Genomic DNA, 22551 nt, shown 5'->3' with positions numbered 1-22551 from the left:
TCTGATTGTGAAAATAATTGACCGCTATATCATCAAAAAATATCTTGGAACTTTTGGTTTCATGCTGTTGCTATTATCCATAGTGGTTTTGGTCATCGATGTACAAGAAAAATCGCCAAGGATAGAACGAAGCGGATATACCGTTACCTATTTTTTGACGCATTATTATCCGTTTTGGATCATCTATCTCATCATGACTTTTATGTCCATTTTGATTTTTATTTCGGTTATTTTTTTCACTTCTAAAATGGCAAACAACACCGAGATTGTTGCCATTATCAGCAGCGGGACCAGTTTTCATAGATTTGCAAAACCGTATTTATACACTTCCTTGTTTATTGCTTTTCTTTGTTTGATCATCAATCATTTTGTATTGCCTTGGGCCAATATCAAAAAAAATGCATTAGAAGCCTACACCTACAACGAAGCCAACAAAGAAAAGACTCTAGGAAGCAGCCCCGTTTCGGCACAGATCAACCTGAACGAATATGTTTTCTTTGCCAGCTACAATAAAAAAGAAAAAAGAGGGACTGGATTAAGCTATCAGAAATTTAACAAAGACAAAAAGATGCTTTATCAATTGACCGCTGCAGAAGCCAATTGGGACGCAAACAAAAAAGTTTTCTCGATGAGCAATTATCAGGAAAAGACGGTCAACAAGGACGATTCCGAAAAATTATCCGAAGGAAACATCAAAGAAATCAGTTTTGGACATCCACCAGAAGAGCTCTTCCCCGATCAACTTTTAGGACAAAACAAAACCACTCCGGAACTACTCAAATTCATTAAAAGAGAAAAAGAAAAAGGCAACGGTAACCTAAACACATATCTGAACGAGCTCTACCAAAGAACTTCCATGCCGGCATCGGTTGTTATTTTAACATTTTTAGCACTGTCCCTTTCCTCTCAAAAGAAAAGAGGAGGTCTCGGCATGAACCTTGCCATCGGTATCGCCTTGGCTTTTGTCTTTGTATTTTCATTCGAAGCTTTGAAAGTCGTTTCCGAAAACAAAACTTTACCTCCACTTTTAGCCATGTGGTTACCCAACATCGTTTTTGCACCGCTGGCTTTACTTTTATATTTGAAACGAGCCAATCAATAAAGCAATTTCAATTCTTTATAGGTAAAAGTTTTCAAGCCTTCATTTTCCAATTCGACATGGAGAAAACCTTGTACATCGACCAAACGAATTATGCCATTTTGTCGCATACCCTTGATTTCGAAAACAGAAATTTCATTTTTTCTAAACAGGTTCAGATTGTACAATTCAAGAACTTCAGCCTCATCACATTGTAAGACATTTCCACAAAGAAAATCGTGAAATTCTTTTGCAAAATCATCAACCCTGAAACGAATCCCTGTTTGTGACAACACGGATCCCGCGGAACTAAGACCAAGAAAATCAACCTGCAACAGGTTCAGCCCAATCCCGAAGACATAATACTCAACACCTTGGCATTTCATTTTTTCAACCAAAAGACCGGCGACTTTTTTATTGTTGATGATGATGTCGTTCGGCCATTTTATTTTCACCTTTGCATCCGTCAATTTGTCAAGAAAATACCTGCATAAAACTGCGGTATGAAAATTGAATGACAAAGCAGAAGCTTTATAATCTTGACACCTTACTGCAATGCTATATGCCATGTTCATTCCTTCACCAGAATCCCATTGGTTACCATATTGTCCCCGACCTTTAGTTTGCTTATCGGTAAAGACGGCCAATATGCCATCAGGATGAACTGGAAGGTAATTAAGGATTTCATTTTGTGTTGATTCGCATTGATCAAGTTGGATGAGAGGGTTCATTTAAGAAAACTTTAAGAGTTTGAAGCCCTAAAAATAAAGCTTAAGTAAAGAAAAAACAATAAATTTGCAAATTATATAATTTTTTTTAATGATTAAAACTCTAGAAAAACAAGCGTTGGTCGATAAAATCATCGAAGCCATTCAAGATACAAAAGGAGAAGACATCCTACTTTTTAACCTTTCAAAAATTGAAAATTCAGTTGCTGATGCATTCATCATCTGTAGTGCCAATTCCAACACACAAGTTTCTGCTATCGCAGGAAACATCGAGAAAAAAGTACGAAACGAACTGAAAGAAAGACCCTGGCATGTAGAAGGCACTGAAACTGCAACTTGGGTCTTGGTAGATTATGTATCTGTAGTTGTACATGTCTTCCAAAAGCACATTCGAGAATATTACGATATCGAAGAGCTTTGGGGCGACGCAGAAATCACAAGAATAGAAGAATAATTAATCTTTATTTTTTTTAAAACATAAAAATGAATAATAAAGGATTCAATTGGTTTTTTCCAATTGCCATTGTTGCAGTACTTTTCCTGTTCTTTGGAAAAGATTTCATGGGGCAATCCGAAGCGAAAACCATCAACGAAGAAGGCTTTTTTGATCTGATGAAGCAAGGCAAGGTAAAGCAAGTAATTACCTATACCGATGCCAAAGAAGCCGAAGTTTTCTTAACCAAAGAAGCTAAAACTCAAACCGTAAAAAAAGTAAACAATCCAAGCCTATTGCCTGGAATGGACATGGCTCCTAAGCCGGATTTTTCTTTCAGATATGGAGATTTACAATATTTCCAACAAAAATTTGATGCCTTTAAAAAAGAAAATCCCAATGTAAAGACCCAAATGGAACTGAGCGAAAAAGGCACAGAAATGCAAGGCATTTTGATCCAAGCTGCTATTTGGTTCGGGATCATGTTCCTTATATACTACATTTTCTTCAGAAGAATGGGCGGTCCAGGTGGAGCAGGTGGTCAAATTTTTAGCATTGGAAAATCCAGAGCAAAATTGTTTGACGATAAAGATAAAATCCAAGTAACCTTCAAGGATGTTGCAGGTTTGGAAGGCGCTAAAGAAGAAGTACAAGAAGTGGTAGATTTCTTGAAAAATTCTGAAAAATACACCCGTTTAGGCGGTAAGATCCCTAAAGGTGTATTGTTGGTTGGCCCTCCAGGAACCGGTAAAACTTTATTGGCAAAAGCCGTTGCTGGTGAGGCAAAAGTTCCTTTCTTCTCACTTTCTGGGTCGGATTTTGTAGAAATGTTTGTTGGTGTTGGTGCCTCTAGAGTTAGAGATTTATTTGCCCAAGCCAAAGCAAAATCCCCGGCAATCATCTTCATAGACGAGATTGATGCAATTGGTAGAGCCAGAGGCGGGAAAAACATCACCGGAGGAAACGACGAAAGAGAAAATACTCTGAATCAATTGTTGACAGAAATGGACGGTTTTGGTACCGACACCAATGTCATCATCATGGCTGCAACCAACAGAGCCGACATTTTGGACAAAGCATTGCTTAGAGCCGGTCGTTTCGACAGATCCATCTATGTAGATTTACCAGAACTGCACGAAAGAAAAGAAATTTTCGAAGTTCATTTGGCTAAAATCAAGTTGAATGCCGATGTGGACAAAGAATTTTTAGCAAAACAAACCCCTGGTTTCTCAGGTGCAGACATTGCCAATGTTTGTAATGAAGCCGCTTTGGTTGCAGCTAGAAACAGCAGAGAAAATGTAACCAAACAAGATTTCTTGGATGCCGTGGATAGAATTATTGGTGGTTTAGAAAAGAAAAACAAAGCCATCAAACCATCAGAAAAGAAAAGAGTCGCATATCACGAAGCAGGACATGCCACCATCTCTTGGTTGGTAGAACATGCTGCACCACTGTTAAAAGTAACCATCGTACCTAGAGGTCGATCCTTAGGTGCTGCTTGGTACCTGCCGGAAGAAAGACAACTGACCACTACCGAGCAGATGCTGGACGAGATATGTGCAACCCTAGGAGGAAGAGCTGCCGAGCAAACCATTTTTGGAAACATCTCCACAGGAGCCCTATCCGATTTGGAAAAAGTGACCAAACAAGCACAAGCCATGGTTACGATTTATGGATTGAGTGAAAACATCGGAAACATTTCTTACTATGACAGTTCAGGACAATCCGAATACAGCTTCAGCAAACCTTATTCTGAAGACACTGCTAAAAAAATTGATGCAGAAATAAAAGAAATTATTGAAAATCAATACCAAAGAGCACTGAACATCTTAACCGAACACGCTGATAAATTGCATGCACTTTCGGCTAAACTTTTAGAAAAGGAAGTTATTTTCCGTGAAGATCTGGAAGAAATTTTTGGCAAAAGAGCTTGGGATCCCGAACTTACAGAGAAACCGCTAACCAGCATTGCAGAAGCAGAGGTACAAGACGAAAACAAAGTTGAAGTCGCTGAGAACAGCAACGAAGAAACCGAAAAAGATGTATTGCCCAACACTTAATAAAACTAAGTTAAAGCGAAACACATAAAAAAAGAAAAAAGTACAATTTCAAACAAGAAATTGTACTTTTTTCGTTCTGAAAAAGATGGTATTACAAATTATTTTCTATTTTTGTATATATCAAAAAAAACGCAACCTACATTGAGCTTCTTAAAAAAACTTGTAAACAAATTAATGAACCAACCTGACGAGGAAAAGGAGCAGAATTTGGTTAAATTAGGAGATCAGTTGAAAAATGCTGATTTGGATTATAAATTTGCTCAATTGTTCACGCATTCCGGTGGTTTTTTCAATTATTGCTCGGACGAAGCCGAGGCTTTACAAACTCTAAATCAAATCATTAAAATTGAAGGATTAGACTCCTTGTATTGTTGGGACGAAGACTTGGTAAACTTCCTAAATGTCATCAATGTACCCTACACAAAAGACCTTAGAAGCACCAATACCGCAGCCTTCATCACTTGCGAATATCTGATTGCGTACGATGGAAAAATTGTACTCTCCTACAACAACATCCAACATTACGACTCTACTCGACTCCCCGAAACCATCATCATCATGGCCAATGTATCACAAATTGTTAGCAATCTGACCGATGCCATGACGAAAATAAAAAGAAGTGGAAACATCAAAAACCTGACTTCCATTTCTGGCAACCAATCCAGCCTGGGATCCAGTACTCCTAAAAATACCAAATTATTTTTGCTCTTGCTGGAAGATTAATTATAGGTCGCATTTACTAAACCATTAAACTTAACATTTTGGATAAAAATCTTATACAACGGCTCATTTCCGGTTTTTTTTATGGGTTGATTATATTCTTGTGCACCACAACCATGGGTGAAAAAATCATCCAACCTATTTTCCCGGCTGTACAACAACAATATCTGTACTACGGCCTCATCTCGTTCCTTTTATTGGTAGGCACTTGGGAATGCATTCGAATTATGAAATTCGATCCTAAAGGTTGGGAACAATGGATCACCTATCCCATTGTTGGATTAATTTTTTATCGATTTTCTAAAAAATTCTTCAACCAGACCTTTTTTTTCGATCCCAATGCATCGGAATTGTTGGCGCTGTTCCTATTGGTGATTGCAATTGTTACTTTATTCCGTTTCAGTAAAGAGTTGTATTTTGATAACGGGAAACTGATATTCACAGTGGTCTATTTAGCCATTCCTTTCGGTTTGGCATTGGGCTTACCCAAATACAATTCCAGAGAAAGCTTATCCTTCACATCGGAAGTTTTCATGCTCTTCGTATTAATTTGGAGTTCGGATTCCTTTGCATATTTCAGTGGTCGCTTGTTTGGGAAACACAAAATGGCACCGAAGATTTCTCCAAAAAAAACTTGGGAAGGCTTTGCCGGAGGAGTCGTTTTAACACTCATATTGGGGTTTTTCATAGAGAAATATTTTCCGGAACTTCGAGGAAACTGGATGGTAGTCGGTTTTTTAGTGGCGACCTTTGCTCCTTTGGGCGACTTGGTGGAAAGCCAGCTGAAAAGATCCTTTGGTGTTAAAGACAGCGGAAACATCATCCCCGGACATGGAGGCGTCTTGGACCGTTTGGATAGCTTTATCATCTGTGTTCCTGTCATTTACCTCTATTTTATCCTTGAAAGGCTATTCTAAAAAAAACTTTGTATTTTTGCCGGTCGATATTCGAAATTAAGGCCTTAATAAAAAAAATAAAAACCAATCAACTATGAAACTTCATAAAGAATCCAAAGGTACCCTTGTTGTAGCCACCTTGGCCATCCTAATCCTTGGTATCCCTGCTGCTTACTTCATGGGCGCATATTCGGTCATTGTTATCGTACCTTTACTCATATTATACGGTTTGGTATTTTGGTTTTTCCGAGTACCCAACAGAACCATTTTGGAACATACCTCTGCCGTTATTGCTCCTGTTGATGGGAAAGTGGTGATGATAAAAGAAGTAGAAGAAAATGAATTTTTAAAAGAAAAATGCCTTCAAATTTCAATTTTCATGTCCCCTTTGAATGTTCACATCTGCAGATATCCGGTTACCGGAAAGGTGATCTATAAAAAATACCATCCTGGAAAATATTTGGTGGCTTGGCACGAAAAATCTTCTGAACTGAACGAAAGAACTTCTGTGGCGGTAGAAACGGCTTTTGAACACAAAGTATTGTTCCGGCAAATTGCAGGATATGTAGCCAGAAGAATTGTTTTTTATTGCAACGAGGGCGACGCTGCAAAAGCCGGACACGAATTCGGATTCATCAAGTTTGGATCCAGAATGGATGTTTTCTTGCCGTTGAATACGGAAGTAAAATGCAAGATTGGCGATGTAACTACTGGCGGTCTGGATGTAATTGCCGAACTGAAAGCTTAAAAATAAAATAAATGCATATAAAAAATCGGAATAAAGAATTTCTTTAGTCCGATTTTTTTTGTTTTGTATCTCGCATCAAACTTTTGCACACGAATCCCGCATAGCCCCGATTGTCGTGGAAATCCTTTTGTGAGGCACGAACAAAAGATTGCAACAGAAAGCGGGAAATAGCTCCTAAAAAAACAGATTGTCGCCTTATGATGCTCGATTTATGATTGAGTTTGTGAGCTTGTTTTGGATTCTACAAAAATATTTTTGTACAAGGCATAGATCATGGCGTTGAAAAAAGGATAGGTGAATAAAATCCCAAATCCGAAAATTAAAAAACCCGAATATTTGATGAAAAATGCCGAAATAACTCCCACGAAAATGACTAAAAAATGTTGCTTCATGGCTTGAAAATTCAGCGAAAGTGTTTCAAAAATTTTCTTATTGTCGAAGAACATCAAGGGTGTGGTGAAAAGGGTAATCATCACCCATAAAATCCCGAAAATGATGGTAGGCATGGTGTAAGAATACACCATAAACCAGAACAAATAATAGCTGATGTAGATGAAGAAATTGATGCCTGAATATCCGGAAAAGAAATCTTGAAAACGAATTTCTTCATTGAGGTCCATTTTTTTGTACAATTTGAAAAACCCGATATTCAGAGGGAATAGAAATACCATGGTGGCGATCATGACCCAAGAAAAGCTCATGTAATTGGATGATTTTGTGAGATCTTGAATGTCTTTTTGAAGAGAAGTCATGTCTCTGGAATTTTTCTGTAAAATGGTGATGTACTGATCGTAGATCCCAAATTGGTTGGCGGCGTAGTACACCACAGAAAAAAGTACTGAGATAAAAATAAGACTGAAGAGTAGTTGATAAACCAAGGTTCTTTTCCAATAGGTAAGAGCCTGCCTGAATATAAGGTCTAAACTGGGCTTGTTGCTTTGTATCATGAATGAAATTTTTGCAAAAATAAGTTTTAAAATACGAATTTCCCGTCTTTGTGAAACGAGAAATTCTTAGACATGAAGATGATTTGGGTTGAATGTTATTCGTTACTGAATTTTTCCAACAATTGGGTCAGAGTTTGTACATCGTGTACACCGCTGGCTTTCCATAGGAGTTGACCGTTTTTGAAGACGGCTAATGTTGGTACGCCTCGCACACCATTGTCTGCTGCAATTTGCGGAAATTGGTCAATGTCAATTTTCACGATTCTTGCTGAGGTTCCGATGTTTTCCTTTACCGAATTAAGAACGGAAGATTGCACTTTGCAAGGTTGGCACCAAGTGGCAAAAAAATCGATAAGGACCGGTCTTTCCGAGTTGATGAGTTCTTGAAATTTTTGTGACATACTTTTGTTTTTGTAGTTGGTCTGAGCTAAATGACCAAAACCGTTCCAAAAAAAATAGTGGACAATATTGCCACTAATTTTTTATCAACGCTTGATCGGTAAGGTCTTTATTGAAAAAAGCACCTTTCTTATTGCACACTACTTAAGTTTGTTTAAAAATTACGGATTCATTTTGGACAGTTCTTCAGTAATGATTTTTCTTATACTTACTTCATCAAATGTATTAAAGCAATTGTTATTATAATAATTACCGGACATTGCTGAATTAATGAATATTTGTTGTTTATCAGAGAATTCTATACTTTCCAATGGATTAAGATCAAGTATATCAAACAGTTTTCCAAGTTTTATAATATCCATATGTGTATCTCCATTTTCTATTTTAGAATAATGAGATTGGGAAATATCTAGTAAATGTGCAATATATTCTTGTGAGTAATCTTTTTTCCTCCTTGCTTCTCTTAACATTTCAGTTTTAATTTTCATATTATTTTGATTTTTACAAAGGTAAAAGAAATAAAAGAATATTTTATTCTAACAAATATATTTTATTCTGTGTGATATAGTGAATTTTGAAAACAAATTACAACTTTGCAAAATTAATTAAAAGAAATACTATGAAAAAGAAATTATTTACTTCAATTATGGTTTTATCCCTAATTACCCCACAATTAGTTAGTGCAAACAAAGAAATTCAAACAAAAAATACTTGTGTTGAATGGGGTATATTAGGGCTTACTTTTTGGACTGGTTCTGTAACTGTCGATATATTGGACGATAATGGTCAATATCTACGAACTGAAATAAGAAACTGTACTGGTAGGGTAAAAGAAACAATTACACCACCACAAGACTATAATGTTAATTAAAGTTAAAGTTCTTCGTTAGAGCATAAGTTGTCCATATTTTTGGGCAACTTTTAGCATTTAAAAAAGCAAAGAAATGATAGGAAATTTAAAAAATATTTGGTGTTTTGTATGTATTTTTTCAACTGTAATATTTAACGCTCAAGACAAAAACATTACAATAGTTGATGCGAAAAAACAAGCAATATCTCAAGTTGGAATCTATACACAAAAAAAGAAAATAGGAGAAACTAATGCCTTAGGAAAAGCAGTTATTGGCAATATGAGTCCGAACGATTCTGTATATTTTATAAAAAATGGTTTGGACAATCCTGTTTTCATATTCAAAAACATACCTTTAGAGCTAAAAATGGATTCCATCCGAACCTCAAAAATAGAAGAGGTCGTGATTAAAAGTGATAAGTTTGATGTCCAACAAATACTTAACAAAGTTTTCATGGTGGTAAGAGATACAACTTTGAATGTGCCTGTTAGAAAATATGCATTAAAAATGTCTTTAGCCACAAAAGAAAAAACTTATTATACCATTGACAATATCTTTTTTCAAAAAGGAAAAGAATTGTTTGTGGAAAGTAAAAACAATTTCTATATCGACCCTAATTTTGTGAGTTACACTAACACCGCTTTTAATGACACAGGTAAAGTAAAGAGAAAAATACTGTACAAAGATGAAGAATTTATACCATTACGAGGTGCTGATGATACCGTTTTTCTCATCCATTTTGCAAGAGTACAAATACAAATTCTAAATTTAATACGAGAATTCCAAAAGTATGATTTCAAAATTTGGAAAATAGATGGAAAATACATTCTAAAATTCAGTCCAAAAAAAGAGGAAAATAGATTGTACAATGGTAGTTTAATAATTGATACCGATGATTTTGGAATTTATGAGGGGATATTTAAGCTTTCAAAATCTAAAAAAAACACACAAAATACAAGCATTGACGAAAAAAGTAAAGCCTATAAATTTTTTATTGATAGAGATGATGTGATGATTATTAATCAAAAAAATAATGGAAAATACTATTTTCATTATTATGAAAACAACTACCAATATAGAGGGCTAAATAATGGTATTAAAAATGAAACTTTTTATGACAACACCTACATCAACCCAATAAACAATGTAAATATAGACACTGCAATCCCTTTTGATTTTAATAAAATGAGTTTTAAATGAAAAAAAAAATCTTTATTGTTTCTCTATTTCTGCTATTAGGGTGTTATAAAGAAACCACGCATACAGTGTCTTTTCTAAAAACACAAAGCAAACAAAACAATAAGAAACAAATAATCATATTGGTTTTATCTTCAGAATGTATTGCCTGTACAGAAAAACTAAAAGAACTCAATAGACAAAGTCAACATTTTACTAAAAATGAATTTTGGATTTCTACTCGCTATAGAACTGCTTTAATAAAAAAATGTAATTCGCTAAAAATACCCTTAGAAAAATATCATTTTATAGAAGATGCAACCATTAACAATCAATTAAACTCTGGAATAATGGTAGAATATCCATCGATGTACAAATTGGTAAAAAACAATCTAATGAAAATTAACAATTTATAAATAAAATGCGAAAAACAACAATTTTATTAATCCTTTTTCTTTCTAATTTGGCTTTATCTCAAACCAATGCCAATCGTTTTTTTTATGAATTAAAATTCAAACAAAAGAAAAATGCAAGAGAATTAGAGAATGTATTAACAGTACTCGATGTTTTGGATAAACAATCAACTTATAAAGATTATACTTATGCCTCTCAAGATTCCATAATGAAAATAAAAATTGAGAATGCAAAAGAGACCAATAATTTTACTGAGATATTAAAGAAAATAAAAAACCCTAAAATATCTTACAAGGTGATTAAAAAATTGCCTTCCCAAGAAATTTCATTCATAGAAGTTTTAGAAAGTGGCACTTTACCAGTATATTTAACTTATAATGAAATTGTAAATCTAGACTGGAAAATCGAAAATTCTAAAGAAAACATTAACAATTATGATTGTCAGAAGGCTACCCTAACCTTCGGAGGCAGAAAATGGATAGCTTGGTTTACCAATCAAATCCCAATTAGCGATGGCCCTTACAAGTTTCATGGTTTGCCTGGATTAATCGTTAAGATAGAAGACAACTCCAAAAATTTTATTTGGCAACTTGTTGGAAACTACAAAATTACCAATTATCAAGAGTTTTCTGAAATTGAAAAATTAAAAAAAATCGATAAAGGAAATTATAAAACAGTCCCAAAAATAAAATTTGCTAAAGCTATTTCTCAATATGCGCAAAACCCATTTGCCATGATGAAAAGCCAATTGACCAAAGAAATGTTAAACAATAAAGTTCCAGGTACAGAAACCACGCTTCAACAATTAATAAGAGATGAGGAACTTAGGATTAAAGCCCTTCACACAAATGAAAATCCTATTGAAATCACCAATCAATAACAACCCAATACATGAAGTGTGTCTGCTATTAAATTTGGCTTGAATTTTACAATCTGAGCCATTTTCAAATATAACCATTCCAAAAAAAATAGTGGACAATATTGCCACTATTTTTTTATCAATGCTTGATCGGTAAGGTCTTTATTGTAAAAAGCGCCTTTATTTTCCTTCATTTGCAGAGATTGCTTAATGATCAAATAAGAAATATTAACCAAATTTCTAAGTTCTGAAAGTTGTGGCGACATGATGGAATAGTTGTACAGCTCGTTCACGGCTTCGTATATTTCGAATTGTTTTTTCTTTGCCAATTCCAATCGGGAGTTGCTACGGACTATCCCTACCAAATCGCTCATCATTTCTTGCAATTGTTTTCTTAGATAGGAGACCATCACCATTTCGTCCATCATTTTCATGCCTTCTTCATTCCATTCGGGGATGGCTTTCAGGTCGTTGAAATTGAAGTCGTTTTCCTGTAACAATTCCACAGTTTTCACCGCTGCCTTATGTCCAAAAACCAAACCTTCCAACAAAGAATTGGATGCCAAGCGATTGGCTCCGTGCAATCCGGAATTGGTACACTCGCCCACGGCAAATAGATTTTTTATGGAACTTTGTCCGTCCATATCCACTTCTATCCCGCCCATCAGGTAATGGCAGGCCGGAACAACGGGGATCAGTTGTTGGAAAGGATCCACCCCTTCGGACATGCATTTTTTGTAAATATTGGGAAAGTGTTCTGTGAATTTTTCTTGATTCATTTCACGACAATCCAAACCAACATACTCGTCACCGGAAATTTTCAGTTCGTTGTCAATGGCTCGTGCTACAATATCTCTGGAAGCCAACTCTTGCCTTTCGTCGTATTTTTGCATGAAGGGTTTTCCGTCTTTTGTACGGAGTTTTGCGCCGTCGCCACGCACCGCTTCCGAGATCAAAAACAACATGCCATCGTGTTTAGAATACATGGCTGTTGGGTGAAATTGCAAATACTGCATGTTGCTCACCTTGCCTCTTGCTCTGTGGACAAAGGCAATACCATCGCCGGTGGCAATAATCGGGTTGGTGGTATTTTTGTACACATGACCGGCACCGCCCGTTGCTACTAATGTTATTTTGGCAGTAATTTTCTTTATTTTTTTATTTCTTTCATCCAAGATGTAAGCACCGTAGCAATTGATTTCTCTATCATCAAAAGTTTTCCCGGGAACATGGTGTTCGGTAAGTAAATCGATGACATAATGGTGGTCCAGAATTTCAATATTTTTGGATCGGTTGATGGTGGCAAGCAAAGCTCTTTCTATTTCGAAACCGGTGATGTCTTTGTGGTGAACAATTCTATTTTCTGTATGTCCACCTTCTCTGCCCAACTTATAATGGCTGTCCTGATCCATATCGAATCGGGTACCCCAATCCACCAATTCTTGGAAACGGGCAGGGCCTTCTTTGATGACCATTTCGACCACGGCACGGTTGTTTTCTCCGTCTCCGGCACGCATGGTATCTTCGATATGCTTTTCAAAATTATCGTTATCAAAATCGGTCACTACCGCCAATCCGCCTTGTGCATATTTGGTATTGCTTTCGTCTTCATCGGATTTGGTTACGATAATGATGTGTGCTTCCGGCATTTTTTCCGCAATTTTTATGGCATACGAAAGACCTGAAATCCCAGAACCGATTACGAGTACATCTGCTTTTATCATAAATAATTTTGATTAGAATTAATGATCTTAATACTTTTCCGACTTTAAAATATCGGTGAAATAGTTAATCAACACTTTTTTCTGGGCATCGTTCAATTTGGCGTCAGGATGATAAACCGTATATCCTGCAATGGGCATTCGGTTTTGTTCCAAATCGGCAATGCTGCTTTCCAACATATTTCTTTTTAGATCCTGATTGTAGGTGGTCCAAATGGAAAAATTAAGATGCTCCCTACCCTCGTTGATGTGATCTTTTATGGCCCAAGACACAGGAGCTATTTTGGCATAATCCGGATAAATGGTCTCGTTGGAATGGCAGTCGTAACAAGCCGACTTCAGAATTTCTTGAACATTTTTCGGCGTATTGAAAACCGAAACAAAATTTTCTGAAACCTTTACCGGTGGGTTTACTTTATCTACAGGTACCAATTGCATTAGACCAAAAATAACAACAAGTATAACGAGTATTTTAACTAATTTTTTCATTAATTTTTCATTTTTAATTTTCCAGGCTCTCTTTTAGGCTGGTTGTTATGAACGGGGCGGTTTTGTGGTTTTGCCCTATCCTTCGCCTCTGTACCCAATCCGGAATTCGCCTCTGTTGACGAAGTTTCCAAGGTGCGATTGTCGTTCAGATCCCAAGGTTCTACCATTTCCCAAAGTGCTTTTACCAAAACCGGTTTGTAATAGATTTTTACTGGTTCGGCGTGGATTTTTGTTTCAAAATCGGCTTCGTCCCATTGCCCATTTTTATTTTCATCAATAAAAATTTTCATGAAATAAGTTCCCGGTTTCACAATATCAAAGACCACCTCACTAGTTTCTGCTTTTTTGCTGTATTTTACGGTATTGGCCGAGTCAAACAATTTCACCCAAAAAGGCACAGCAGGTACTGGTGATAGGTTAACGGTCAGCTTTCCGTATTGTTCTATTCCATCCGCAGAAATGTCCCAAAGATAGGATTTGGAATTTGATTTGTAAAAAGAAGAAATCGTTTCTTTAGGTACCGTGAGTTGGTATTTTTTCCCGGATTTGAAATCGGATTTCACAAGGATTTGATAAGGATTGGTAGGTGATACCGTTGCTGTAAAAGCTTGAGTAATAAGACTATCTACTTTCAACGACCACTTTTCGGTGTTCAGTTCTTTTACAAAATAATTAGAATTTATTTTAAAATCTTCATTGGGAGCCAATTCCGTTTCTTCGCTATTCAATGTTAAATCGTCTTTGGATTGATAACGATAGGTAATGGAAGTTTCTTTTTGGGGTTGCGCATCGGCTTGGTAAGAAAATTTTATTCCTTCCGGACTATCCACTCCAATATTTTGAGTTTTGGCATCAAACCAGACCATCGCGGTATCGGATTTTGGCAGGTGGCTCACACGATACTCTTTTAGTTTTTCCGTCAGCGATTCTATTTTTACATGTTCCGGATGTCCTTCGTACAGGAACAAAACACCGCCCAAAACTGCTTTTGCTTCTTTAAATTTCACCTGCTTTTTGGATGGAAAAACCGCCAGTTTCAATCCGGAAATACTTTTTTCTATGTGTAAAGCATCTTTAATAAAACCGATTTTTTCTTTTCCCGAATCGTAGACAGAATTGGCATTCTCATCTTGAAAAGCAATCAGTTTGTAGGTTCCTGGCGAAAGGTAATTCAGTTCAAAATAGCCGTCGTCATCTGCTTTGGTGATGTAATATGGTTTTTGTTTGTAATCGATGCTGTCGCTATCGGGATACAGCCCCACCACAATGGGCTTAGACTCCTTAGAGTCCTTTATTTTCAGTCCATCTTTGACCTCTCCACTGATGTACAAATCGTCCAAATGATCGCCTGTAGAAAATGCGTAGTTAAAATAGGAAAGTACATTGCCCTCGTTGTTATCGGCAATGGCATTACCAAAATTGAAATTGTAGGTGGTATTGGCTTTTAGGCTATCTTCCCATTGTACCAAGATGTATTTATTGGCCAAACTGTTTGGCAAAATCTTTTTAATATTTTTTATGGGAGGCGAAATGGTCAGGTTTTTTGTAATGTCCTTCAGGGTGATGTATTTGTCAAAATACAACCTAAGCTCTTTGGTAGATGCAGGAACATTGACCTTTGAGCTGTCGATGTTAGAAAACAAAAACTTCGGAGCCAGGGAATCTTTTTTCCCACCGACCGGCGAACCCACTCGAGCACAAGAAATGAGAAATGTTGAAACGACAATTAGGAAAAGAAAATTCTTCATTTCGCAAATTTAGAAATTATTCTCCGTTTGCATTGTCAGTCGCACTGTCTTTTTCCAAACCAGTATCGTTCATAATCTTACTCAGTCTCGATTTTTCCAACGGGAAATCTTCAAACAAACCTGACAGAGCCAATGCTGTGTACACACGGTTGGAATATTTGTTCCCGATGGCAATGATGGTCACATCGGATTTTAGAAGATGGGCAAAAACCGAATTGGTACCGTGCCACCATCCGTTGTGGTAGGTCAGTTTTTCACCGTTATCAAAAATTTTCATTCTAAAGCCCAAACCGTAGTTGTTCATCCCTTTTTTCTCGTTGCTGTAGGGTTGGAAGATCATTTTCTTAAGATCCGATTTAACAAAATTTTTGGAGTACAGTGCTTTTGAAAAATTTAGCAAATCTCGAGGTGTGGTGTACACATTTTTGTCGCCATAGATTAGATCCAAACGATCCAATGGATACAGTCGGTTCCCACGATTGTAGAACGATTGCGCTGCAGAAGGGATGTCCTTTTCTCTGAAAATAAAAGAATTTTTCATTTTTAGAGGTGCAAAAACCATCTCTTTCATGGCTTGTGGAAATGAGACACCGGTCACTTTTTCTACAATAAGAGCCAACAGGGCATAGTTGGTGTTGCAATACATGAATCCCGTGTTGGTTTCTCGAGCCAAATCGGGTTTGTACTTGATCATCAGGTTGAGAATATCCTTATTGCTTAGGTAAGGTTTGGACAATTCTTCGGGCTGAGGTGTGATGGTTTCTATAAAATTTTCATATTTTGGCAATCCCGACCTTTGACTTAAAAGATGGAAAACCGTTACTTTTTTGTAGGGAAATTGTGGGAAAAATTTGGTAACGGGATCGTTGATATCAATTTTTTCTGCATCGGCAAGCTTCAAAACCGCCATTGCCGTCATGGTTTTAGAAACGGATGCCACATGAAGTGCTGTATTGGCATTGATGGCCGTTCCGTTTTCTCTGGCAAAGCCTCTGTATTTTTCAGAAATAATCCGATCGCCTTTGGCTACCAAAAAAGAACCGCTTAGGTCACCTTTCTCCCAAACTTTCTGGTAATAATTGTTGATGTATGGAATTATCGAATCGGCATTGGACAGGCGGCTTTCCTTTTCGGAAAAGACTTTATCCAAATTTACATTTCCAAAATTAGGGAGTTTTGTTTTGCTTTCTTCGATGTAGTTTTCTTCTTTTTTGCAAGAGGTGATGATGGAAAACCCGAGCAAAAACATTATGATACTTCTCTTCATTCTTCATTCAAAATCACTGCAATTTAGGGCTTTCTACTTTGTTTTGATAAGGTAAATCTTAATATTAATATTTTTTTAACATCTTTATAAAAAAAACCTTTCCAAATTATTATTTAGAAAGGTTAAATCTATTATAAGTTGAACGATTAGTCCCAATATATCCCTGCCCAACTTCTTCTGAGAGGCAGTTTGAAATCGGAGAGATAGTTGACATACGAATCTTTTGAAAAATCGAAAACTTCAATTTCAGTTGAAACTTCTTTGTTTTTAACCGCCAATCTAAAATCGTTCAGATTGAGGGTTTTCACCTCATTGTTTTCCAGATAGCACGCCTTCATTCTATCAAAGAGTCCCAAATTGTATTCTTTATCGATGTCCTTCATCAATGCATTTAGGGCATCCACAGAACATCCGGACACTTGCACATTTTCTTCATCTACAGTGATGATGATGAATTGTGAAAAATCAATTTTAAAAGACGAAGACAAGGGTTTTCCGTGAGCATTCCATCGGGGAAGAAAGTCGAATAATTTTTCGGTAATTTCCTTCACTTCTTTTGCTTTCATCTTACGAGATGCAGGATAGATAATCACTTTATAATCGTTGGTTTCTACAATGCTGGATTCTTCTATTTTCATTTTTTCAAACTGAATATTTATTAAAAAAACCAAGAAACCTAGATTTCTTGGAATGTGTCATGAGATTCGTTGGTTTACAAATCTTCGGCTTCGGCCAAAAGTTCTGCAATATCTTTTACTTCAACTTCGTCATTTTTATTGAAATGCTTCACGCCGTCTGTAATCATGGTGTTGCAGAAAGGACAACCTGTTGCAATGATGTCCGGCTTCTCATTGAGAGCTTCTTCCGTTCTTTCGATGTTGATGTCTTTGTCCCCTTTTTCCGGTTCTTTAAACATTTGTGCACCACCGGCACCACAACAAAGTCCGCTGCTTTTGCACCTTTTCATTTCGACCAATTCGGCATCCAATTTAGACAAAAGATCTCTTGGAGCTTCGTATTCGCCGTTGGCTCTTCCCAAATAACAAGGGTCGTGGAAGGTTATTTTTTTACCTTCAAATTTTCCGCCTTCAATTTTCAATCGACCTTCGTTCATTAAATTTTTAAGGAACTGTGTATGATGAAGAACTTCGTATTTGCCACCCAATTCAGGATATTCGTTCCCGATGGTATTGAAGCAATGTGGACAAGCGGTTACGATTTTTTTCACATCGTAAGCATTCAAAATCTCGATGTTGGTCATCGCCATCATTTGGAATACAAATTCGTTTCCTGCTCTTTTTGCGGGATCGCCGGTACAGGATTCTTCTTGTCCCAGTACAGCGAACTCTACACCAATATGATTAAGTATTTTACAAAAAGCACGGGTTATTTTTTTTGCTCTGTCATCAAAACTTCCAGAACAACCTACCCAGAACAGTACTTCTGGCATTTTACCTTCGGCAGCATATTCTGCCATTGTTTTTATCTTGAAATCCATTTTTTAAAATTTGTCAATTTATTCATTTGAAAATGTACCGTTGCAACTGCACCAATGGGTTTGCGTAGCGTGGTTACAAAGGTACAAACAGATTAATCGTTGGCCCAATTCAATCGGTCGGCTTGGTTATATTGCCAAGGAGCCGCATTGTTTTCTATATTGGACATCATCAAGTTTAGTTCTTGTGGTGCAGCGGATTGTTCCATAACCATGAAACGACGCATTTCCAAAATAATTGAAAGAGGATCGATAAGAACGGGACATTCTTCGACACATGCGTTGCAGCTGGTACATGCCCACAACTCTTCTTTGGTGATATAATCTCCTAAAAGTTTTTTGCCATCATCCACAAATTTTCCATTCTTATTGATGTTTTTACCCACTTCTTCGATACGATCTCTGGTGGACATCATAATTTTTCGTGGTGATAGTTTTTTCCCGGTAATATTTGCTGGACAAGATGAAGTACAACGACCGCACTCTGTACAAGAATACGCATTGAGCAATTGTACCTGATTGAGGTCGAACACATCTTCGGCTCCAAATTTGGCAGGCGGTTCTGCATCTGCAGCAGGTGCAGCATACGGATCTGCATTGGGATCCATCATCAGTTTTATTTCTTTGGTTACGGATTCCAAATTATTGAACTTTCCTTTCGGCTCCAAATTGGCATACCAAGTATTCGGGAATGCAAAAATGATGTGCAAGTGCTTGGAAAAATACAAGTAATTCATAAACACCAAAATTCCTACAAAGTGAAACCACCAAGCTCCTTTTTCCACAAACATCAAGAAACCGTCTGAGAAGTTGAAGACGTCAAAAATAGGTACCATGAACAATTGAGAGATTGGAAAAGAACCCACTTCGTGGAAAACGCCTCTCTGTTGCAATAAGAAATCGGCTGAATTCATTTTGAAGAATGCCATCATCAGAGCAAATTCTATGATCAAAATAATATTGGCATCGCTAATGGCCCATCCTTGCAAATCCTTTGCGGTTGAGCTCACCCTTTTTACATGAAGAATATTTCTGCGGATAAAAAATAAAACCACGGCCACCAATACCAAAAGTGCTAACACTTCTAATGTTGCGGTAAATGCACCGTAAAGGGTGTGCCCCATAAGGGTCGATAAAAAGCGGTGCGTACCAAAAGTACCGTCGATAATAATTTCGACCAGCTCGATGTTGATGATTACAAAACCAACATAAACCAAAACATGGAGAAATCCAGCAATGGGTCTTTTTCCCATTTTACTTTGCCCCAATGCAACACGGGACATGGTTTGCCATCTTTCTTTTCGTCTATCACTTCGGTTGACGGGTCTTCCCAATTGGATGTTTCGGTAAATTTCTTTTAGGCCTTTAAAAAACAATCCAAATCCTAGAACAAGGAGGATTACGAATAAAATATTATCTAGATATTGCATATCGTGAGGGTTTTAGTCTTTAGTACTTTTTCCGAAAACAGAGATGTTGATGTATCTTTTTGGGTTGGCTTTTAGATCGATCAACAAATTGTTAAGGTTGGCAGAAGCCTGGCTAATATTTTGGTAAAGTTGTTCATCTTTTGCGAGTTTTCCAAGACTTCCTTCGCCATTTTGTATGCCGGAAATAACGGTATTCAGTTTACCGATTGATGCATCCAAGTTAGCAACGGCATCGTTCAGTTTTTTCGTGTCGATATTTTTAGCTAAATCTCCGTATTTTTCGACTGCAGAATTGGTGGTAACCATGGTTTTATCGGCACTTTCCAAAAGTTTTTGCAACTTAGGATCGTTGCTTGCCAACATGCTGTTCACTTGTTTCGAAGTTGTCTCAAAGCCGGCAACGGTTCTGTTTAGGTTAATTAAGAGGGCACGAATTTCAGCTCTATTTTTATCGTCAAGTATTTTATTGGCATTGCTGGCTAAAGAATCAACTCTTTTTAAAGCTTGTTGAAGTTGATCGGAAATAGGGCCTGCTTTTTCGCCAAGGCTGGACATCAGTGAAAGTTCGTTTCCGCCTTTCAAAGTATCGCCACTTTTTGCCATATCTCCACCGTACACCACATTGATTTTCACTTCCTTACCGGACATCATTCCCGGTTCATAAATTTCTAAAGTAGATGATTTTGAAAAAGAAAAATTGTCTTTGATCAAAACTTTGACTACAAAGCTTATTTTTCCTTCTTTGTTGGTAATCGGTTTTATTTCATCGACCTGTCCAACCCCCAATCCGTTGATGGACACTTTGCTGGAAGTTGCCAAACCGCCCACATCATCAAACTGAGCATAGAAAGTATTATCGGTAGAAAAAAAGGATTTCCCCTTCATAAATTGAAAAAGAACGACGAAGCTTACGATGGCTAGAACGGCTATTAATCCGGCTTTTATTTCTTTGCTAAATTTCACTATTAAAAATTTTATAATCCGCAAATATACTGATTTTAGAATTTAGAAGAATTAAAAATAAGCCAACACCCTTACAAAGCAAAGGGTAGTGCATAAAAAAAGAGACAAACAAAAAGTTGTCTCTTGGAATTTCATAACTGCAACAGATTTTTCATCATTCTGTGTTTTGTGTCGTTTTGGGTTGTTGCAATTAAAAGCTAATGGTTATTAGTTCTTGCAACAAATATATGTTCATAATCACATTTTCATGAAATTATATGAGGGACAAAAGGGGGGACAGAAACTATTATATTTATATCATTTTGATTTTCAACATTTTAAATCTTTGAAAAATCATACATTTGACCTAGGAAAAGTTTAAAAATATTGCTGTACTTTTACAAAACTAAACTAAATTCTGTGAAAATATTTCAAAAAATAAAAGTCTCAACCCTTATTTTATTTTCCATATTGCTTTATGGTTGGCTTTTTTTAACGGTTCAATGTACTTCCAAAAAAGAAACTACGGTTGCCGATTACGAAACTTACCTGAACGGAAAGAAAGAAGAAAACGACCAGAACAAAAATGTAAAACTAAATGAGGTTGAAGAGAAATGCATACATCTTATTGAACTTGGTAACAAGGAAACTAAACTTTGGGACAAAGAAACTCCGAAGGCAAACGATTATTTTGAGAAGTCAATCGTTTTGGCAAAAAAGCACAATCTTACAAGTTTAGAAATCTTTGCAAAACTGAACTATGCACAGTACTTGTATCAATTTCGAAACATGCCCAGATCCTTACCCGTTGTTATTGACCTTACTTTTTTAATTGAAAAAACTTCTGAAAACAACATCATCTATTCCGATGAGACCTATCAGTTTTTGGGGTATTATTACATGACCATCCAACAGTACAAAGAAGCACAAATCTATTTACAAAAAGCCATAAATGTCACTCATGAACAGCAAAAACTAAGTTCTCTTTATGACAATACGGGCATCATTCACTTAAAACAAAATAAAAAAGAACTTGCAGAAAAAAGCTTTAATAAAGCACTTAAAATTGCAACAACCTACAACGACGAGCTAAGAATAGGAAAAATATACGGCAACTTGTCCCAAATCTATATCGATGAAATGCAAGTGGACAAAGCCATAGCCTTATTAAATGAAGATGTCGTACTGTCTAAAAAACACCAGGCCAAGCAAAACACCATGTTTGCGTTGATACAGCTATCCAAAGCCTATGAGGCAAAACAAAACATAAAAAAATCGGACAGCTTGCTCCATGAAGCCATAAAAATCGCAGAAAGCAAATCGTATTTCAAATCCTCTGAATTGGAAATCCTAATACTTCTAAAAGGCATCGCTATGAGAACAAACGATACGATAAATGAATTGAAATACCGAAGAAAAATTGAACTATTAAAAAAAGACCTTTCCCATACCGACGGACCTGAAAGCATTACGAATACACAGTATCACGCTCAGTTATCCGCTGTAAATTTGCAAATGGAAAATGAGAAGTCCAAACTAAAAGAAATCAATACAAACAACAAAATCTTAATTCTTGTTTTGGTTTTTGTTTTGGTTTTATCCACTCTTACATTCATAAACATCAATAGAAAGTTTAAAATTGAAAAAACGGAACATCAAAACATTTTATTAACGGCCGAAATCGATAAAATAAACTCTGAGAACAAGCTGAAAGCTGCCCACCACTCTATCGACTCCTACTTTCAGTATCTCAATGAAAAGAACCAACATATAGAAACATTAAACAAAAAAATAAATTCTCTAGAAAAAAGCAGCACATTTCATAAAAATGAAAAAATAAACGATTTACAAAAGTTATTGAAATCCCATTTGATGACGGACGAAAATTGGTTTCCATTCAGAAAGACCTTCATGGAAGCCTATCCCGACTATTTTGAATACCTAACCACCCAATTTGAAGATCTGACAGAGTCGAACTTACGATTAATCATTCTATTAAAATTAGGCATCAATACTAAAGAGTTACAAAACATCTTGGGCATTAGTGCCGATGCTGTAAAAAAAGCAAAACAAAGGCTCAGAAAAAAGCTGGGTGACAAATACGATTCATTGTTCGAGATTTCTAATGAATAAGCAATCCAAAAAATTCG

General features: G+C 36.4%; 23 protein-coding genes. 11 read left to right on the top strand and 12 right to left on the bottom strand.

Features of this window, described 5'->3' with window-relative positions; all coding sequences use genetic code 11:
- Positions 1 to 7: 7 nt before the first annotated feature.
- A complete protein-coding gene (locus tag H9Q20_RS07260; RefSeq protein ID WP_124642877.1) occupies positions 8 to 1102 on the top strand; it encodes an LptF/LptG family permease in 1095 nt (364 codons plus the stop codon).
- Here H9Q20_RS07260 and H9Q20_RS07255 read toward each other — a convergent pair.
- A complete protein-coding gene (locus H9Q20_RS07255; RefSeq protein ID WP_187477385.1) occupies positions 1096 to 1809 on the bottom strand; it encodes a biotin--[acetyl-CoA-carboxylase] ligase in 714 nt (237 codons plus the stop codon). The genes H9Q20_RS07260 and H9Q20_RS07255 overlap by 7 nt on opposite strands.
- 88 nt (positions 1810 to 1897) lie before the next feature.
- On the opposite strand from H9Q20_RS07255, the gene rsfS reads away from it, so the two are divergent.
- From rsfS to H9Q20_RS07230, 5 genes are all read left to right on the top strand, one after another.
- Entirely contained in the window at positions 1898 to 2260 is a 363-nt protein-coding gene (gene rsfS, locus H9Q20_RS07250) for a ribosome silencing factor (protein ID WP_124643260.1), read from the top strand.
- A gap of 29 nt (positions 2261 to 2289) precedes the next feature.
- On the top strand, positions 2290 to 4299 hold the full coding sequence (gene ftsH, locus H9Q20_RS07245) for an ATP-dependent zinc metalloprotease FtsH (protein WP_187477384.1): 2010 nt from the start codon (positions 2290 to 2292) through the stop codon (positions 4297 to 4299).
- 141 nt (positions 4300 to 4440) lie between these two features.
- Positions 4441 to 5022 (top strand): LUD domain-containing protein, encoded by a 582-nt coding sequence (locus H9Q20_RS07240; protein WP_187477383.1) that lies wholly within the window; start codon positions 4441 to 4443, stop codon positions 5020 to 5022.
- A gap of 38 nt (positions 5023 to 5060) precedes the next feature.
- Positions 5061 to 5936, top strand: coding sequence for a phosphatidate cytidylyltransferase (locus tag H9Q20_RS07235; protein WP_124643255.1), 876 nt, complete (start codon positions 5061 to 5063; stop codon positions 5934 to 5936).
- A gap of 73 nt (positions 5937 to 6009) precedes the next feature.
- Positions 6010 to 6663 (top strand): phosphatidylserine decarboxylase family protein, encoded by a 654-nt coding sequence (locus H9Q20_RS07230; protein ID WP_124643253.1) that lies wholly within the window; start codon positions 6010 to 6012, stop codon positions 6661 to 6663.
- A gap of 209 nt (positions 6664 to 6872) precedes the next feature.
- Here H9Q20_RS07230 and H9Q20_RS07225 read toward each other — a convergent pair whose 3' ends face one another.
- The 3 genes from H9Q20_RS07225 to H9Q20_RS07215 all read right to left on the bottom strand — a co-directional run bounded on the left by H9Q20_RS07225 (position 6873) and on the right by H9Q20_RS07215 (position 8497).
- The gene (locus H9Q20_RS07225) at positions 6873 to 7610 is read right to left on the bottom strand and encodes a hypothetical protein (RefSeq protein ID WP_187477382.1); all 738 of its coding nucleotides are present in this window, start codon (positions 7608 to 7610) and stop codon (positions 6873 to 6875) included.
- 95 nt (positions 7611 to 7705) lie between these two features.
- On the bottom strand, positions 7706 to 8011 hold the full coding sequence (locus H9Q20_RS07220; RefSeq protein ID WP_187477381.1) for a thioredoxin family protein: 306 nt from the start codon (positions 8009 to 8011) through the stop codon (positions 7706 to 7708).
- A 159-nt stretch (positions 8012 to 8170) separates the two neighbouring features.
- Positions 8171 to 8497: a helix-turn-helix domain-containing protein gene (locus tag H9Q20_RS07215; protein WP_124643247.1), complete on the bottom strand. Its 327-nt coding sequence runs from the start codon at positions 8495 to 8497 to the stop codon at positions 8171 to 8173.
- A gap of 131 nt (positions 8498 to 8628) precedes the next feature.
- Here H9Q20_RS07215 and H9Q20_RS07210 point away from each other — a divergent pair, with 131 nt between their 5' ends.
- From H9Q20_RS07210 to H9Q20_RS07195, 4 genes are all read left to right on the top strand, one after another.
- Positions 8629 to 8880, top strand: coding sequence for a hypothetical protein (locus H9Q20_RS07210; protein ID WP_124640225.1), 252 nt, complete (start codon positions 8629 to 8631; stop codon positions 8878 to 8880).
- Between the two features lie 73 nt (positions 8881 to 8953).
- Positions 8954 to 10060 (top strand): hypothetical protein, encoded by a 1107-nt coding sequence (locus tag H9Q20_RS07205; RefSeq protein WP_124640226.1) that lies wholly within the window; start codon positions 8954 to 8956, stop codon positions 10058 to 10060.
- The gene (locus H9Q20_RS07200) at positions 10057 to 10452 is read left to right on the top strand and encodes a hypothetical protein (protein WP_124640228.1); all 396 of its coding nucleotides are present in this window, start codon (positions 10057 to 10059) and stop codon (positions 10450 to 10452) included. The genes H9Q20_RS07205 and H9Q20_RS07200 overlap by 4 nt, the downstream gene beginning before the upstream one ends.
- Positions 10453 to 10457: 5 nt before the next feature.
- Positions 10458 to 11330, top strand: a complete 873-nt coding sequence (locus tag H9Q20_RS07195; protein WP_124640230.1) for a GLPGLI family protein — start codon at positions 10458 to 10460, stop codon at positions 11328 to 11330.
- A gap of 107 nt (positions 11331 to 11437) precedes the next feature.
- On the opposite strand, the gene nadB is transcribed toward H9Q20_RS07195, so the two are convergent.
- The 8 genes from nadB to H9Q20_RS07155 all read right to left on the bottom strand — a co-directional run bounded on the left by nadB (position 11438) and on the right by H9Q20_RS07155 (position 20422).
- Positions 11438 to 13033, bottom strand: a complete 1596-nt coding sequence (gene nadB / locus H9Q20_RS07190; RefSeq protein ID WP_124640232.1) for an L-aspartate oxidase — start codon at positions 13031 to 13033, stop codon at positions 11438 to 11440.
- 27 nt (positions 13034 to 13060) lie between these two features.
- Positions 13061 to 13519: a heme-binding domain-containing protein gene (locus H9Q20_RS07185; RefSeq protein ID WP_124640234.1), complete on the bottom strand. Its 459-nt coding sequence runs from the start codon at positions 13517 to 13519 to the stop codon at positions 13061 to 13063.
- Positions 13519 to 15267, bottom strand: a complete 1749-nt coding sequence (locus H9Q20_RS07180) for an Ig-like domain-containing protein (protein ID WP_187477380.1) — start codon at positions 15265 to 15267, stop codon at positions 13519 to 13521. The genes H9Q20_RS07185 and H9Q20_RS07180 overlap by 1 nt, the downstream gene beginning before the upstream one ends.
- 16 nt (positions 15268 to 15283) lie before the next feature.
- Positions 15284 to 16534, bottom strand: a complete 1251-nt coding sequence (locus tag H9Q20_RS07175) for a serine hydrolase domain-containing protein (protein ID WP_187477379.1) — start codon at positions 16532 to 16534, stop codon at positions 15284 to 15286.
- A gap of 146 nt (positions 16535 to 16680) precedes the next feature.
- A complete protein-coding gene (locus tag H9Q20_RS07170; RefSeq protein WP_124640240.1) occupies positions 16681 to 17172 on the bottom strand; it encodes a hypothetical protein in 492 nt (163 codons plus the stop codon).
- Between the two features lie 74 nt (positions 17173 to 17246).
- Complete coding sequence (locus H9Q20_RS07165) at positions 17247 to 18032, bottom strand: (Fe-S)-binding protein (protein WP_124640242.1); 786 nt, start codon at positions 18030 to 18032, stop codon at positions 17247 to 17249.
- Between the two features lie 92 nt (positions 18033 to 18124).
- The gene (locus H9Q20_RS07160; protein ID WP_187477378.1) at positions 18125 to 19459 is read right to left on the bottom strand and encodes a (Fe-S)-binding protein; all 1335 of its coding nucleotides are present in this window, start codon (positions 19457 to 19459) and stop codon (positions 18125 to 18127) included.
- A 12-nt stretch (positions 19460 to 19471) separates the two neighbouring features.
- On the bottom strand, positions 19472 to 20422 hold the full coding sequence (locus tag H9Q20_RS07155; RefSeq protein ID WP_124640246.1) for an MlaD family protein: 951 nt from the start codon (positions 20420 to 20422) through the stop codon (positions 19472 to 19474).
- Between the two features lie 399 nt (positions 20423 to 20821).
- Here H9Q20_RS07155 and H9Q20_RS07150 point away from each other — a divergent pair, with 399 nt between their 5' ends.
- A complete protein-coding gene (locus H9Q20_RS07150; RefSeq protein WP_187477377.1) occupies positions 20822 to 22534 on the top strand; it encodes a tetratricopeptide repeat protein in 1713 nt (570 codons plus the stop codon).
- The last annotated feature ends 17 nt before the right edge of the window (positions 22535 to 22551 follow it).

Origin of the sequence: Amniculibacterium sp. G2-70 (assembly GCF_014353055.1) — a bacterium.
Classification (GTDB): Bacteria; Bacteroidota; Bacteroidia; order Flavobacteriales; family Weeksellaceae; genus Amniculibacterium; species Amniculibacterium aquaticum.
Note: the sequence above shows the minus strand (reverse complement) of the source record. Positions and strands in the feature narration are given on the sequence as shown.

What these genes read in the sequence shown, in the direction of transcription:
- H9Q20_RS07220 (WP_187477381.1), bottom strand. Translation starts at nt 8,011, where the DNA reads ATGTCACAAAAATTTCAAGAACTCATCAACTCGGAAAGACCGGTCCTT.
- H9Q20_RS07225 (WP_187477382.1), bottom strand. Translation starts at nt 7,610, where the DNA reads ATGATACAAAGCAACAAGCCCAGTTTAGACCTTATATTCAGGCAGGCT.
- H9Q20_RS07210 (WP_124640225.1), top strand. Translation starts at nt 8,629, where the DNA reads ATGAAAAAGAAATTATTTACTTCAATTATGGTTTTATCCCTAATTACC.
- H9Q20_RS07205 (WP_124640226.1), top strand. Translation starts at nt 8,954, where the DNA reads ATGATAGGAAATTTAAAAAATATTTGGTGTTTTGTATGTATTTTTTCA.
- ftsH (WP_187477384.1), top strand. Translation starts at nt 2,290, where the DNA reads ATGAATAATAAAGGATTCAATTGGTTTTTTCCAATTGCCATTGTTGCA.
- H9Q20_RS07160 (WP_187477378.1), bottom strand. Translation starts at nt 19,459, where the DNA reads ATGCAATATCTAGATAATATTTTATTCGTAATCCTCCTTGTTCTAGGA.
- H9Q20_RS07185 (WP_124640234.1), bottom strand. Translation starts at nt 13,519, where the DNA reads ATGAAAAAATTAGTTAAAATACTCGTTATACTTGTTGTTATTTTTGGT.
- H9Q20_RS07200 (WP_124640228.1), top strand. Translation starts at nt 10,057, where the DNA reads ATGAAAAAAAAAATCTTTATTGTTTCTCTATTTCTGCTATTAGGGTGT.
- H9Q20_RS07175 (WP_187477379.1), bottom strand. Translation starts at nt 16,534, where the DNA reads ATGAAGAGAAGTATCATAATGTTTTTGCTCGGGTTTTCCATCATCACC.
- H9Q20_RS07165 (WP_124640242.1), bottom strand. Translation starts at nt 18,032, where the DNA reads ATGGATTTCAAGATAAAAACAATGGCAGAATATGCTGCCGAAGGTAAA.
- rsfS (WP_124643260.1), top strand. Translation starts at nt 1,898, where the DNA reads ATGATTAAAACTCTAGAAAAACAAGCGTTGGTCGATAAAATCATCGAA.
- H9Q20_RS07215 (WP_124643247.1), bottom strand. Translation starts at nt 8,497, where the DNA reads ATGAAAATTAAAACTGAAATGTTAAGAGAAGCAAGGAGGAAAAAAGAT.
- H9Q20_RS07230 (WP_124643253.1), top strand. Translation starts at nt 6,010, where the DNA reads ATGAAACTTCATAAAGAATCCAAAGGTACCCTTGTTGTAGCCACCTTG.
- H9Q20_RS07195 (WP_124640230.1), top strand. Translation starts at nt 10,458, where the DNA reads ATGCGAAAAACAACAATTTTATTAATCCTTTTTCTTTCTAATTTGGCT.
- H9Q20_RS07170 (WP_124640240.1), bottom strand. Translation starts at nt 17,172, where the DNA reads ATGAAAATAGAAGAATCCAGCATTGTAGAAACCAACGATTATAAAGTG.
- H9Q20_RS07180 (WP_187477380.1), bottom strand. Translation starts at nt 15,267, where the DNA reads ATGAAGAATTTTCTTTTCCTAATTGTCGTTTCAACATTTCTCATTTCT.
- nadB (WP_124640232.1), bottom strand. Translation starts at nt 13,033, where the DNA reads ATGATAAAAGCAGATGTACTCGTAATCGGTTCTGGGATTTCAGGTCTT.
- H9Q20_RS07255 (WP_187477385.1), bottom strand. Translation starts at nt 1,809, where the DNA reads ATGAACCCTCTCATCCAACTTGATCAATGCGAATCAACACAAAATGAA.